Origin of the sequence: Cytobacillus sp. FSL R5-0377, assembly GCF_038004385.1 — a bacterium.
GTDB lineage: Bacteria > Bacillota > Bacilli > Bacillales > Cytobacillaceae > Cytobacillus.
This window is the reverse complement of sequence record NZ_JBBORA010000001.1, coordinates 1,930,091-1,943,270: the sequence shown is the minus strand read 5'-3', so window position 1 is coordinate 1,943,270 and position 13,180 is coordinate 1,930,091. Positions and strand designations below refer to the sequence as shown.

General features: G+C 42.0%; 19 protein-coding genes. 14 read left to right on the top strand and 5 right to left on the bottom strand.

Translation table 11 applies throughout. The features are described from left to right. Positions 1-78: 78 nt before the first annotated feature. From NSQ49_RS09900 to NSQ49_RS09890, 3 genes are all read left to right on the top strand, one after another. Positions 79-240, top strand: a complete 162-nt coding sequence (locus tag NSQ49_RS09900; protein ID WP_201306458.1) for a hypothetical protein — start codon at positions 79-81, stop codon at positions 238-240. Positions 241-308: 68 nt separating this feature from the next. Then, a complete protein-coding gene (locus tag NSQ49_RS09895; RefSeq protein WP_201306457.1) occupies positions 309-449 on the top strand; it encodes a hypothetical protein in 141 nt (46 codons plus the stop codon). Positions 450-588: 139 nt separating this feature from the next. Next, positions 589-1,080, top strand: coding sequence for a hypothetical protein (locus tag NSQ49_RS09890; protein WP_251283582.1), 492 nt, complete (start codon positions 589-591; stop codon positions 1,078-1,080). 53 nt (positions 1,081-1,133) lie between these two features. Here the strand turns inward: NSQ49_RS09890 and NSQ49_RS09885 are convergent, their stop codons facing one another. Genes NSQ49_RS09885 through NSQ49_RS09875 form a run of 3 tightly spaced genes read right to left on the bottom strand, consistent with a single transcriptional unit; the run spans position 1,134 to position 2,556 of the window. Further along, entirely contained in the window at positions 1,134-1,433 is a 300-nt protein-coding gene (locus NSQ49_RS09885; protein WP_159862388.1) for a putative quinol monooxygenase, read from the bottom strand. 21 nt (positions 1,434-1,454) lie between these two features. After that, the gene (locus tag NSQ49_RS09880) at positions 1,455-2,090 is read right to left on the bottom strand and encodes a nitroreductase family protein (RefSeq protein WP_159862387.1); all 636 of its coding nucleotides are present in this window, start codon (positions 2,088-2,090) and stop codon (positions 1,455-1,457) included. A gap of 37 nt (positions 2,091-2,127) precedes the next feature. Continuing rightward, positions 2,128-2,556: a MarR family winged helix-turn-helix transcriptional regulator gene (locus NSQ49_RS09875; protein ID WP_159862386.1), complete on the bottom strand. Its 429-nt coding sequence runs from the start codon at positions 2,554-2,556 to the stop codon at positions 2,128-2,130. A 179-nt stretch (positions 2,557-2,735) separates the two neighbouring features. Here NSQ49_RS09875 and NSQ49_RS09870 point away from each other — a divergent pair, with 179 nt between their 5' ends. The 11 genes from NSQ49_RS09870 to NSQ49_RS09820 all read left to right on the top strand — a co-directional run bounded on the left by NSQ49_RS09870 (position 2,736) and on the right by NSQ49_RS09820 (position 11,223). Further along, complete coding sequence (locus tag NSQ49_RS09870) at positions 2,736-3,047, top strand: hypothetical protein (protein ID WP_159862385.1); 312 nt, start codon at positions 2,736-2,738, stop codon at positions 3,045-3,047. Positions 3,048-3,068: 21 nt separating this feature from the next. Then, positions 3,069-3,239, top strand: coding sequence for a Fur-regulated basic protein FbpA (locus NSQ49_RS09865; RefSeq protein ID WP_159862384.1), 171 nt, complete (start codon positions 3,069-3,071; stop codon positions 3,237-3,239). A gap of 103 nt (positions 3,240-3,342) precedes the next feature. Further along, a complete protein-coding gene (locus tag NSQ49_RS09860) occupies positions 3,343-4,401 on the top strand; it encodes a sulfate ABC transporter substrate-binding protein (protein WP_251283581.1) in 1,059 nt (352 codons plus the stop codon). A gap of 29 nt (positions 4,402-4,430) precedes the next feature. Continuing rightward, positions 4,431-5,276 (top strand): sulfate ABC transporter permease subunit CysT, encoded by an 846-nt coding sequence (gene cysT, locus NSQ49_RS09855; RefSeq protein WP_159862382.1) that lies wholly within the window; start codon positions 4,431-4,433, stop codon positions 5,274-5,276. 66 nt (positions 5,277-5,342) lie between these two features. Continuing rightward, a complete protein-coding gene (gene cysW, locus NSQ49_RS09850; RefSeq protein WP_251283580.1) occupies positions 5,343-6,212 on the top strand; it encodes a sulfate ABC transporter permease subunit CysW in 870 nt (289 codons plus the stop codon). Between the two features lie 28 nt (positions 6,213-6,240). Continuing rightward, complete coding sequence (locus tag NSQ49_RS09845) at positions 6,241-7,311, top strand: sulfate/molybdate ABC transporter ATP-binding protein (protein ID WP_251283579.1); 1,071 nt, start codon at positions 6,241-6,243, stop codon at positions 7,309-7,311. Between the two features lie 26 nt (positions 7,312-7,337). Then, positions 7,338-7,493: a YezD family protein gene (locus NSQ49_RS09840; RefSeq protein ID WP_159862379.1), complete on the top strand. Its 156-nt coding sequence runs from the start codon at positions 7,338-7,340 to the stop codon at positions 7,491-7,493. Between the two features lie 78 nt (positions 7,494-7,571). Then, positions 7,572-8,117 carry an NADPH-dependent FMN reductase gene (ssuE, locus tag NSQ49_RS09835; protein WP_251283578.1) on the top strand — a complete coding sequence of 182 codons (546 nt, stop codon included), beginning with the start codon at positions 7,572-7,574 and terminating at the stop codon, positions 8,115-8,117. 110 nt (positions 8,118-8,227) lie between these two features. Further along, positions 8,228-8,998, top strand: a complete 771-nt coding sequence (locus NSQ49_RS09830) for an ABC transporter ATP-binding protein (RefSeq protein WP_251283577.1) — start codon at positions 8,228-8,230, stop codon at positions 8,996-8,998. Positions 8,999-9,069: 71 nt separating this feature from the next. Next, complete coding sequence (locus NSQ49_RS09825; protein WP_251283593.1) at positions 9,070-9,864, top strand: ABC transporter permease; 795 nt, start codon at positions 9,070-9,072, stop codon at positions 9,862-9,864. 18 nt (positions 9,865-9,882) lie between these two features. Then, on the top strand, positions 9,883-11,223 hold the full coding sequence (locus NSQ49_RS09820) for an LLM class flavin-dependent oxidoreductase (protein ID WP_251283576.1): 1,341 nt from the start codon (positions 9,883-9,885) through the stop codon (positions 11,221-11,223). A 62-nt stretch (positions 11,224-11,285) separates the two neighbouring features. On the opposite strand, the gene NSQ49_RS09815 is transcribed toward NSQ49_RS09820, so the two are convergent. Together NSQ49_RS09815 and NSQ49_RS09810 are read right to left on the bottom strand one after the other, a co-directional pair. Beyond that, entirely contained in the window at positions 11,286-12,305 is a 1,020-nt protein-coding gene (locus NSQ49_RS09815) for an aliphatic sulfonate ABC transporter substrate-binding protein (RefSeq protein WP_251283575.1), read from the bottom strand. Between the two features lie 152 nt (positions 12,306-12,457). Continuing rightward, positions 12,458-13,150, bottom strand: coding sequence for a class I SAM-dependent DNA methyltransferase (locus NSQ49_RS09810; protein WP_251283574.1), 693 nt, complete (start codon positions 13,148-13,150; stop codon positions 12,458-12,460). Positions 13,151-13,180 lie beyond the last annotated feature (30 nt).

Here is a 13,180-nt window from a genome sequence, read left to right as displayed (position 1 = left end):
TTGCGCCTTTTCATTGTGAGTCTTGGAAAGCTCTTCTTTTCCCTTGCTAAAACAGAGCAGAAGGCAGGTTGAGAAGCAGTGGAATTTATGATTTTTATTTTTGTATTCTTTATTTTTCTGGCAATTAGTTCAGTGATGAATGTTTTATTTAAAATGACTGAAAAGAAGCATTGGGGCATGTCATTGCTGCTGAGCCTGGTGTTAGCTATCCTAGCCTTTGCCGTATTGTGGAATAACTAGAGAGTGTGAATAAAAATGCTTGAAAAACACAAACTTTAGGTATTCTATTACAAAAAGGTGATGAAAAAATGGATAAAGAATATCAATTTGCAAATTTGTCTGATGGGGATCTGCAGCAGGTGCACAATCTGGAAAAGCGATTAAGTGAGGAAAAGGGAGAAGAAGTCATTCTCATTGCTTATCATGACCAAAAAGAGAACAGTAAATAAAACATTAGAAACATCCATAGCTGATTTGGTATAATTATTAAATCAGTGTGTAGAGATATTGGCTTTACTGGCCAAAAATATATGTCGAAAGATACGTCTGCCATCTGAAATTTTTAGTTTGAATTTCGGAGGGGAAATTATGTATAAAGAGGACAGGCTGCCTCAAAATGCAAAAGAAGGCATATTATTTTTGCTGATCATTTCTGTTATTTCGGTAAACACAATTGCACCGATTATTGTGGGAATGGAACACGGCTTCAGTAAAGAAACCTATTTGGAAACTTTAAAGATTATTCCGTTTATGTGGGTGATCGTGGTCTTGCTTGTAAGGCTAGTGGCGGGACCGTTAGCCGGCAGAATTATGCAAAGGTTTGCTGGGGAAACGGACGGATTTAATGCCAGGGTTTTATTAAATACTCTATTGAATGTGACCATTCTTTCTATTCTTTTAACTATAATAGGCACCTGGATTGGTTCCAAACAAATAAGCCTGGAGCCGTTTCAGAACTTTTTCCAGAGCTGGTTCAGGAATTTCGGAATTGCATTCTGGGTTGAGCTGGTGATTGCACAGCCTATTGCAAGATTTGCAATGAAAAAACTCCATGCCGGCCAGGAAAGGCTTGTAAATTAGATATTAAAAAACGCTTGGGATTATAAAATCTCAAGCGTTTTTTTGCATTATTGTTACTTACTGTCCGCAGCCTTTGCATCATACACATTCACCTGAGGAGGTGCTGTAAAATATTGAGGAGCTTTTGCTGTAAATGCAGTAAAATGGTCCGTCTGATTGTGAAACTTCACTGCGTCCATATCCTTCCATAATTCAACCATCGTATATGATCCTGCTTGTTCTGTATCCTTCAAGAGGTCATAAGTGATATTGCCTTCTTCTGCTCTTGAAGATTCGATCAGCGGACTAATTTCAGCAAGAAATTCAGTTTCCTTTTCAGCTTGGACTTTGAAGCCGGCATGAATAATGATCATATTTAATCTCTCCTTAATGAGTTATTTCCACTCCGTGATTTCTTCAACAGGCAGGCGAACGGATTTGTACCCTTTATCAGCAGCTTTCCCGATGGAGATTAGCATGACAGGATAGTAGCGTTCCTTGTCCAGATCAAAAGCTTCTGCAATGCGGTCTTTTTCATAGCCTCCAATTGGATTTGTATCATAGCCATGAGCACGTGCTGCGAGCATAAGCTGCATGGATACGAGACCGGCATCAATCAGATTCATTTCTTTCTTTTGCTCAAATGTCATGTTTTCAAAATAGCCCTTAATGGATGGCACCTGCTGGTCTCTTACTTCAGCAGGCATGTATCCTTTTTCAACAGCAGTATCATAAATTTCTTCAATAAACACTTCACTTTTCATATCAACAAAAACAGCAATGACAGCTGCTGATGTCCCAACTTGTCTCTGATTGAATTTTGCGAGCGGTGCCAGTGTTTCTTTGCCTTCTTTTGAATCAATGACAACAAAGCGCCAAGGCTGCAGGTTTACAGATGAAGGAGCTAAAGAAGCTTCTTCCAGGATTTCTGCCATTTCTTCTCGGCTGATTTTGACTGTTGGGTCATAATTACGGATGGAACGTCGGCCTGTGATGATTTCTTTAAAGTCATTGTTAATGGTTTTATTCATGATGAACTCTCCTTTATGTTTTTTCTGGATGTGAAAATTACATTTTATCTACACTTTTCTGGATGCGCGTGAGCATATTTAATAGTGTGCTTCGCTCAAGTTCCGAAAAGCCGTTCAGGATTTTGGAAATAAACCGCTGCTTTTCTTCGCAGTAAGCAGCAATCTTCGCTTTGCCTTCCTCTGTCAAACTGACATAAGTAAAGCGGTTATCTTCGGGGTTTTTCCTGCGGATCACCATGCCTTTTTCTTCTAGCTGCTTAAGGTGTCTGGTGACAGCAGCATGATCAATATTCACTTTTTTCTGAAGCTCCCGCTGCGTAATTTCCTCCGCTTCAAAAAGCTCCCGAAGAATCTCAAGCCGAGATTGGCTGATGCCTGTACAGCGCTCAAACTTCGGCATTGTCTGCTTACTGAGCTCAAATAGCCGGGCCGCAATAAGTTCTTCTTCCTTTGAACAATTAAACACAGCATCCCCGCCTTATAATTGATAGGTCAATGATTGATACGTCAATTACTATAAAATAAAATTTTTTTAAAGTCAAACAAATTAGCCGGAGTTTATCAGCAGTAAAGTCAGAATGCTATTCGCTGCCTTATAGCAATTAGAAAAAGAAGCCCAATTGACAAAAATCAGAAAAAAGGGGATTGACTTTTCTAATAATTCATTGTAAATTCATTTCTAACAAGAATTTCAAATTAATTGCCGATTGGAAAACCAAAGGCCCTTTTGTTCCAAAAGAACTTGAGGGCTTTTTTTATCTCTTTATTCCGAGTAAATCACTGTGTTTTGTTGGTATTAATAATTATTCGCTGGAGGTGATGGTCAAAAATACACTTGCAGTAACGTTTTCACTGCAGGACGAGTATGATGCACTGAATAATAAATTTAGCAGAAATTATGCTTTGTCGCTGATTGGTCAACCAAAAGCACTTGCAGCAAAGGGAGCTATTGATTGAGTAAATCAGGGAGGGAGTTAGGTGTCAAAGTATCTAAGAAAGGCAGTTGAAGGCAGAAAGAGATATTTAATTAATAGTCTGATAAGCGCCGGAGTCTACAAGAAAGGGGAACGCCATTTGTTTGAGTTAACCTTATCTGACCTTGAGCGCGAATATGCGAATAACATGACCATGCAGGAAGAGAACAATTGATAGATAAAAGAATATTGAGCTGATCAGATAAACTGAAGGCCGCTGCTTATGGACTAAGCATGCGGTCTTTTTTTATAAAGACAATCAAAAGGAGAGATCTTGGATGGGCAGGAAAAAGAATTCTTTTGTAGGATTATTGGCCGCTGGTTTGCTGGCTTTGTCTTCTATTACAGGATGCAGTCAGGAGAGCAGTGGAAAAGCGGGAGATGAAGGCAGCTCAGGAAAGGATCCGATTGAACTTTTAAATGTTTCATATGATCCGACACGGGAGCTTTATCAGGAGTTCAATCAGGAGTTCATCAAATACTGGAAGGAAGAAACAGGGCAGGATGTAACGATTCAGCAGTCACATGGAGGTTCCGGAAAGCAGGCAAGATCTGTCATTGACGGGCTTCAGGCGGATGTCGTCACTTTGGCGCTTGCCTATGATATTGATGAAATAGCCAATAAGCGGGGAATCATCGATAAAGACTGGCAGAAGAGACTGGATGATAATTCTACTCCTTACACATCCACCATTGTCTTTTTGGTTCGAAAAGGGAATCCAAAAAATATTCAAGATTGGGATGACCTAATCAGGGAAGATGTTTCGGTTATCACACCTAATCCAAAAACATCAGGAGGGGCAAGGTGGAACTATCTTGCGGCATGGGCTTATGCGAGCAAGCAGTTTAATGGAGACGAAAAGCAGATCAAAGACTTTGTGAAAAATTTGTATAAGAATGTGGAGGTTCTTGATTCAGGAGCCCGCGATTCAACCAATACATTTGTTCAGCGGGAAATCGGAGATGTTCTTATAGCATGGGAAAATGAAGCCTATTTATCCATCAATGAGCTGGGCAAAGAAAAATTTGAAATTGTGAATCCATCGCTTAGTATTCTTGCGGAGCCGCCTGTAGCAGTAGTCGATAAAATAGCCGAGAAAAAAGGAACGGCCGCTGCAGCAGAAGCTTATTTAAAGTATTTGTACAGTGAAACCGGACAGGAAATTGCAGCAAAGAACTATTACAGACCGAGAAATACTGAAGTGCTGAAAAAATACTCCGATCAGTTTGCTGATATTGAATTCGTTACAGTAGATGAAGAATTCGGAGGATGGCAAAAAGCACAGGAAACCCACTTTAATGATGGCGGAACATTTGATGAGATCTACCTCCAATAAAACAGCATGAGAATGAGAGGATCCAGGTGATGGAGTTGAGGAAAGCGAAAGGAACGGAATTCAAAAAATATAGTGTGCTTCCAGGTTTCGGCTTAACAATGGGGTATACGATGCTTTACCTTAGTATTTTAGTTTTATTGCCGCTGTCCATGATCATTTTTTATAGTTCTCAAATGGGCTGGGCTGCATTTTGGAGCACGGTGCTGGATCCAAGAGTAATGGCCTCCTACAAGCTGAGCTTTGGTGCGTCCTTGGCAGCTGGTTTAATAAATATGGTATTTGGTGTCCTCCTGGCATGGGTTCTGGTCAGATATTCCTTTCCGGGAAAGAAGATTATTGACGCTCTTGTAGATTTGCCCTTTGCTCTTCCAACGGCAGTTGCTGGCATTGCCCTGACAACTGTATATTCACCTAATGGATGGATTGGAAGCCTGCTGGGGTTCAAGGTGGCTTTTACACCAATCGGGGTGGTGATTGCTCTGACTTTTATCGGGCTTCCGTTCGTGGTAAGAATGGTGCAGCCTGTCCTGCAAAGTCTTGAAAAAGAGGTGGAGGAAGCTTCTGCCTCCCTCGGAGCAAGCCGTTTTCAGACTTTCAGAAAAGTTATTTTCCCGGAATTGCTGCCGGCAGCACTTGCAGGGTTCACTCTTGCCTTCGCAAGGTCTCTTGGGGAGTATGGGTCAGTCGTTTTTATCTCAGGAAATATGCCCATGAAAACGGAAATTACACCCCTGCTGATAATGACAAAACTTGAGCAATATGACTATGCAGGTGCTACAGCCATTGCAACTGTCATGCTGGTAGCGTCGTTTTTGCTGTTATTTATTATCAATATTATTCAATGGTGGACGAACAGAAAGTTTATGTCGCAATAGGCTTGGAAGACTCAGTTTTAAGTGGCTTTTCGGCTTTGTTCATTCTATAAAGAAAGGGGTAGTGATATGGGCGGGAATATACCAATGAATCTTAGTAATGCTCCGCTTAAGAGCACGAGAGAAGCAAAGGATCCTTTATGGGTTCAATGGCTGTTAATCAGTTTTGCTTTAATATTTTTGGGGTTGTTTCTGTTCTTGCCGCTGGTCACGGTTTTTGTTCAGGCTTTTGAAAAGGGGCTCGCGGTTTATCTGGAGGCAATTACAAATCCAGATGCATTATCTGCGATTAAGCTGACCCTATTGGTAGCCATTATTGCTGTTCCGCTGAATGCTTTCTTTGGCATCATGGCGGCCTGGACCATTACAAAGTTTCACTTTAAAGGAAAGAACCTGCTTATTACGCTGATTGACCTTCCGTTTGCAGTCTCTCCAGTCATTGCCGGTTTAATTTTCGTTTTGCTGTTCGGCTCTCAGGGGCTTTTCGGGGAATGGCTTTTTGAGAGGGATATCAAGATTATATTTGCAGTGCCTGGTATTGTTCTTGCGACAATCTTTGTAACAATTCCCTTTATTGCAAGGGAATTGATTCCGCTGATGCAGGCACAGGGAACAGCAGAAGAGGAAGCATCAATCACTCTTGGGGCAGGGGGATGGAAGACATTTTGGCATGTAACCATGCCTAATATCAAATGGGCACTTCTTTACGGCATGATTCTCTGCAATGCGCGTGCGATTGGCGAGTTTGGGGCAGTTTCGGTCGTATCCGGGCATATAAGAGGCCTCACCAATACAATGCCCCTGCATATTGAAATCCTATATGGCGAATATCAATTTGCTGCTGCGTTTGCTATTGCTTCTTTAATGTCGATAATGGCCATTTTCACACTTATTATAAAAAACATTCTGGAATGGCATGGAAAAAAGGAAAGAGCATAGAAATCATAGAAGTTAGGGGAATTCAGAAATGAGTATCGTGATAAATTCCGTTTACAAAGCCTTTGGAACATTTCAGGCATTGGAAAATATCAATCTTGAAATCCAGAAAGGAGAGCTGGTAGCTTTATTAGGCCCTTCTGGTTCGGGAAAAACCTCTTTGCTGCGGATTATTGCCGGCTTAGAAGCAGCTGACAAGGGTTCTATATTTTTTGACAGTGAGAACATTACCGCCATTAATGCTAAAGAACGAAAAGTTGGGTTTGTCTTCCAGCATTATGCACTGTTTCGTCATATGACCGTATTTGATAATGTCGCTTATGGTCTGAGAGTAAGGCCAAGGAAAGAGCGGCCTGGCAAAAAAGAAATTGAGAGCAAAGTTTATGAACTGCTGGAGCTTGTAAAGCTGAAAGACCTGGCAAACCGGTATCCTGCCCAGCTATCTGGGGGACAGCGGCAGAGGGTTGCGCTTGCAAGAGCATTGGCCGTTGAACCCAAGGTTCTTTTATTGGATGAACCATTTGGAGCTCTTGATGCGAAGGTCAGAAAAGAGCTGAGAAGGTGGCTGAGAAGACTCCATGACGAATTCCAGATTTCAAGCATATTTGTTACACATGATCAGGAAGAGGCATTGGATGTTGCTGACAAGATTGTCGTGATGAATCAGGGGAAAATCGAGCAAGTTGGAACACCGGAAGAAGTATATGATAATCCCCAGACTCCTTTTGTATATGACTTTTTAGGGAGCGTCAATTTATTCAGGGGAAGGCTGAAAAATGGAAAGCTTAAGCAAGGTGAAGTAGCCTTGGAAATTCCGGATTGGGCAGGGTCAGATAATCTGGAGGCAGTAGGCTATGCAAGGGCGCATGATATCAGCATCAGCAGAGAAGCTTCAAATGATTCAGTACACGCAGCAATATCCCACTTGCATATAGTTGGCCCGATCGTACAAATAGAACTTGTCAGGAAAGATACCAATGAGTATCTTGAGGCAGAAATCCCAAAAGAAAAGTATCACAGGCTGGGATTGAAAGAAGGGGAAGAAGTATTCATTAAACCGAAGCAGCTCAAAATCTTCATACCTGATGATTTTAACATATAAATATCTTAAGGAAGGGAGTAATTACAATGGCAAAAATCACGGCTGAGTATGAAAAGTATATTTTATCTTCTATTAAGGATATTGATTATGGGTCAGTAGTCATTACCCTTCATGCAGGGAAAGTGGCACAAGTGGAGATAACGGAAAAAATACGGGTGGAGTCTAATAATGGGAAGAGGTGATGTTTATTTTTGGTTTTATTCCTAGTTTGCCCATAGGTATTGTTGGGTAGTGTTTTGAAAAGAAAGGGGATGAAGGTTATGAGTTATTTTGTGGCTATATCGGGAAGTCCATCTGCTGTTTCAAGATCTTCTATACTTGTAAACTTTCTGCGGAAGGAATCTTTTAAACAAGGGTTTACCGTAAAAGAATATTCTGTACTTGATTTTCCGGCCGATGTTCTGATTGAAGGGCGGTATGATGATCCTTCAATCAAAAAGCTTTCTGAAGAAATCAAGGAGGCAAGCGGTATCCTTATTATTTCTCCGGTATATAAAGCTTCTTATACAGGGACCTTGAAAGCATTGCTGGATATTCTGCCCCAAGACGTTTTTAAAGATAAGCCTGTATTTCCATTAATGGTGGGAGGAAGTCCCGCCCATCTGCTGGCAATTGATTATTCCTTAAAGCCGTTATTGGCTGCGCTAAGCGCCCAGACCATACTAAAAGGTGTGTATCTCACCGACCAATATGTGGATAAAGAGGATTTCGAAAATCCAATTAAAAATGAGGAACTGCTTGAAAGAATTACAGATCAGCTTGGACAGCTAACAGACATCTCCCAAAAAACCAAAGCTCTGTTATAGCAGACAGTCATTCGACCGGTCCCCCGGAGAAGACACGATATCTATTTTCATAGAACGTGTCTTTTTTATTTGTACTTACAGCTGAAACTATTAGAGGAGGGAGATTTCAAATGGCTTTTTTAGAAATTAGCGATTTAAGCAAGACATTTCTTTCGGAAAAAGGGGAAGTTCAGGCTTTAAAGGATATTCATTTAGCTGTTGAAGATGGTGAATTAATTACGGTTATAGGTCCCAGCGGATGCGGGAAAAGCACACTGTTGAAAATCATAGCGGGTCTGGATAAAGATGTGGAAGGCATTGTGGAGATTGACGGGAAGGAAGTAAAAGGCCCCAGTATAGATAAAGGCTTTATATTTCAGGAGCCCAGGCTATTTCCCTGGCAAACGGTGGAGAAGAACATTGCCTCGAACTTTACATTAAGAAATAAAGAAGTGAGAGATAAGGTAAAAGAATTAATTCAGCTGGTGAAACTGGAGGGTTTCGCCAAAGCGTATCCGCGAGAGCTTTCGGGAGGGATGGCGCAAAGGGCGGCCATAGCCCGTGCCCTTCTGCGAAATCCAAAGGTATTGCTGCTGGATGAACCTTTTGGTGCTCTTGATGCGTTCACAAGATCACATATGCAGGAGGTGCTGCTTGATATTTGGCATGAGAATAAAACTACCATGCTTTTTGTTACCCATGATATAGATGAAGCTATTTATCTGGCAGATCGGGTAGTCATTATGAATGCAAGGCCAGGCACCATTCAAAAAGTGGTGAAAATCAATTTGCCGCATCCAAGGAAAAAATCAAATAAGACGTTTCAGGAATTCCGTCAGCTTATTTTGAATGAATTTGAAAAAGCAGATGAACTTGAATTAATGGATCAGGCAGGAATCTAGCGGAGGTGTAAGGATTGAATAATAAAGCAGACTGGGCTCACCCGAGGGTATTTGTTCAGGAGAAAGCGAAATTGAAAATAAAAGAATTGAAAGGAAACAGTGATAAAAAATGGGGCGTGTTCTTAAGAGGGATGGTTTTTCCGCTGCTCGTCCTCCTTATGTGGGAATTTGCTGGCTATTATCAGCTAATCTCTGAAACACTCCTGCCAAGGCCAAGCAGCATTTTCAGCTCATTTATCGAGCTGCTGACTGCTGGCAATCTTCTTTACCATTTTCAAGTCAGCTTTTTGCGGGCCTTGGGAGGATTTCTTATTGGAGGAACCCTTGGATTGATCGCGGGATTAGCTGTCGGCTTTTCCAGTAAGGTGGAGCATACGCTGGATCCGACGCTGCAAATGCTTCGTACCATTCCTACTCTTGCAGTCATTCCGCTGTTTATCTTGTGGTTTGGTTTTGGTGAAGTCTCAAAGGTTCTTCTTATTGCAAAAGGAGCTTTCTTTCCGCTCTATGTTAATGCTTTCCTGGGCATACGCAGTGTGGATGCCAAATTATTCGATGTTGCCAAAGTCCTTGAATTCAGCAGATGGAAGCAAATCACGAATTTGATCCTTCCTTCAGCCCTGCCAAATATCCTGCTTGGGCTTCGTCTTGCATTAGGTGCAGCATGGCTTGCGCTCGTTGCTGCGGAACTCATGGGGTCAAGCGAAGGTATTGGATATTTAATTACGGATGCCCGGCAGTTTTCACAAACAACGGTTGTATTTGCAGGAATTATTATTTTTGCAGTATTTGGAAAGGCTTCAGACTCGTTTGTAAGGTTTTTTGAAAGAAGATGGCTTAAATGGCGGGAGAGCTATAAAGGCTAAATAATGGAGGCAGAGAGAATGGGAAACCGTAAAATACACCTGAATTTATTTTTAACAAGCATGGGACATCATGAGGCTGCTTGGAGGCACCCTTCATCAGACCCTGAGCGGGCACATGATATAAATTATTATATGGAAATTACACAAAAAGCAGAAGAAGCAAAGCTGGATTCTATCTTTCTATCAGACAGGTATTCGGTATCAACAAGAGCAGTCAAATATGGTGAGCTTGGCGGAGGAGGCTTTGAACCTCTCACTCTATTATCAGCATTATCGGCTGCAACTAAAAAAATTGGACTGATTGGAACAGTCTCGACTACTTTTAATGAGCCTTTCAATGTGGCCAGAAAGTTTTCTTCCCTGGATCATTTAAGTAAAGGCCGTGCAGGCTGGAATGTCGTCACATCAGGAACAGATGCGGAAGCCAAAAACTTTAACCTGGAGAAAATACCGGCACACAAGGAGCGCTATGAGCGCGCGAAAGAATTTGTGGAAGTCACAAAGAAACTATGGGACAGCTGGGAAGAAGGAGCGTTAATAAGGGATAAGGAAGCTGGGATATATTCCTTGAGTGATAAAGTCCATGAAATTAACCACAAAGGCAGCTGCTATTCGGTAAAGGGCCCGTTAAACAGCCCGAGATCACCTCAGGGGCAGCCTGTCATTGTACAGGCTGGCTCCTCCAAAACCGGCATTGATTTCGCTGCTCAATTCGCTGAAGTGGTTTTTACAGCACAGCAGTCGCTTTCTGACGCACAAGCATTTTACAAAGCTTTAAAAACAAGGGCCGCCGAGTTTGGCCGAAATCCGGAGAACCTTATCATCTTGCCGGGCATTTGCCCTATTATAGGAGAAACAGAAGAAGCTGCCAAAGAAAAAGAGGCAGAGCTTCATCATTTGACCAATCCAGAGTATAGTCTTTTACAGCTTTCCAATCGCATTGGCATTGACTTAACAGGCTATCCGCTGGATGGTCCGCTGCCTGAACTGCCGGAAATCCACGAAATTCAAGGGCATCAAAGCCGAACCAAGCTTATTCGGGATCTGGCTGAAAAAGAGAATCTTACCATTAGACAATTGCTACTCAGGCTTGCAGGAGGCAGGGGGCATTATACAATTGCCGGGACGGCTGAGCAGGTAGCGGATGAACTTCAGCTATGGTTTGAAAATGCGGGTGCTGACGGGTTTAACATCATGCCCCAGTTAATGAGTGAAGGCTTTTCAGATTTTGTTCAATACGTTATTCCTTTCCTTCAAGATAGGGGCCTCTTTAGAACAGAATATACAAGCGAAACACTAAGGGGCAATCTTGGGCTTCCTTTTCCGGATAAAGCTCAAAATTTTCATCCTGCAGGATAAGCTAAAGAAGAACCCCGCTCCGGTTAATGTGAGCGGGGTTCTTCTCTTAGGGTTATTAGTGGTTATTTGTATTCTTCTAAGACTTTCTCGATATATGAGTTTTCAACAACTTCTGAAACATCAATTTCTTTGTTGAGTCCTCCCAATTCTAATAGAAGTGCAGCAGATTCCTGCTGGGTCTCCACAATTTCTGGACTTACCGGTGTATTGGCCGGCACGGAGTTTTCCAGCACTCTCTCAATCACTTCTTTGTCCGTATTTTTCAGGTCTGCATATATTTCGGTTGCTTCATCTTTGTTTTCAAGCTGCCATCTTGTTGCTTTCTCCGTAACCTTAAGATAAAGTTCTACCAGTTCAGGATGTTCTTTTGCGAATTGTGTCCGGACAATTTGGAATCCGGGACTGAAGGTTCCAATTGTTTCGCCACTTGCGATGACTTTTGCGCTATTTTTGACTGCCTGAATGGATTGATAAGGTTCCCAGATGGCCCATGCATCCACTTTCCCTGTTTCAAAAGCCGGCTGTGCTTCATCTGGCTGAAGCTGGATGATTTCCAATTCTGACGGCTTGATGTTTTCCTTTTCCAGCAGGCGGTAGAGAAGGCCGTATGCACTGCTTCCTTTTGCAACCGCCACTTTTTTGCCCTTTAAATCCTTCACGGAAGTAATAGGGCTGTCTTTAGGCACCAGAATTGAGTCTCCTTTTTCCCCTGTACTGGCTACAGCAATTTCCTTAAAGTCAATTCCGCCGCTTTGTCCTGCAAGAACTGGAATATTTCCAACCCGGCCAAAGTCAATGCGGTTGGAGGCAATTGCTTCAAAGTAAGAAGGGCCGCTTTGGAATTCCGCCCATTTTACTTTTACTCCTGCTTTCTCAAACTCTTCTTCAAACCAGCCTTTGTGCTTGGCTAGCAGAATAGGCCATATGCTTTGCTGGATTCCTATTGTAACTGTTAGAGCCTTATCCTCCTTTTTATCCTCAGCATTACTGCCTCTGCCCGCCGATTGGGCTTGGCATCCTGACAGCAGACCGATCATCAATACAAAAATTACAAAAGACTTTACATGCTTCCAGCTTTTCATTTTCCATTCCCCCATTTTAAAAGTGAAAACTAAATTTAACGGTTCACCTGCCTTTTTCACCGATAAAAAAGAAAGGCCCTGCAGAGCAGCAAATCGCTACTCCACAGGGCCTTCAGCTGACTGATCGGCAATAATTAGATAATAACCATATTTTAATTCCTACAATTCATATTTGTCAAGTCGGTTTTAAGGGAGGACTGTATCTTATTTTTTAGTTTTACAGCATATATGAGCCAGACAAACCGATTGAGCTGTTTAAACTGGACTGAAAAACCATTGGATTGAAAGATCTCCTTCAAAACAGGAATCGTTGTATAATACTCTGTTTCCAGATCCTGTGCCAGACTGAGAAAATGGTTCACTTTTGCCTCATTGATGAAATCCTGTTTAACCTCTTCACTTTTAAAAAGGGTATCGGCAAAAATTACTTTACCGCCCTTTGAAAGCAGAGAACTGTATTTTTTGATGGCTTCTGCTTTTTCGGCGTCCTCTAAGTGGTGGAAAGCGTAAGTACTAACAAGGGCATCTGCGGGACCATTTACTTGAAAGTCCAGAAAATCACCATTCAGCAATGGAACATCAGGAAGTTTACTGCGTGCTATTTCCCTCATGGCAGCAGAGGGTTCAATTCCAGTTACATTAGCCCCCTTTTCCAGAAGCTTTTGTGTCAAATTCCCTGTGCCTGCACCAAATTCAATTACATTGCCATCTGCAAGATTGGCCACCTCTTGAAGGATATTTTCATAATTCAAAAACACCTCCTGATATTCAAGGTCTTTACCGGTTACTGCCTGATCATAGGATTCTGCCCAATGGTCAAACAAGTCAACAAATTCACGGCCCATCGAAAAATCACTCCTTCTAATTCTTATAAT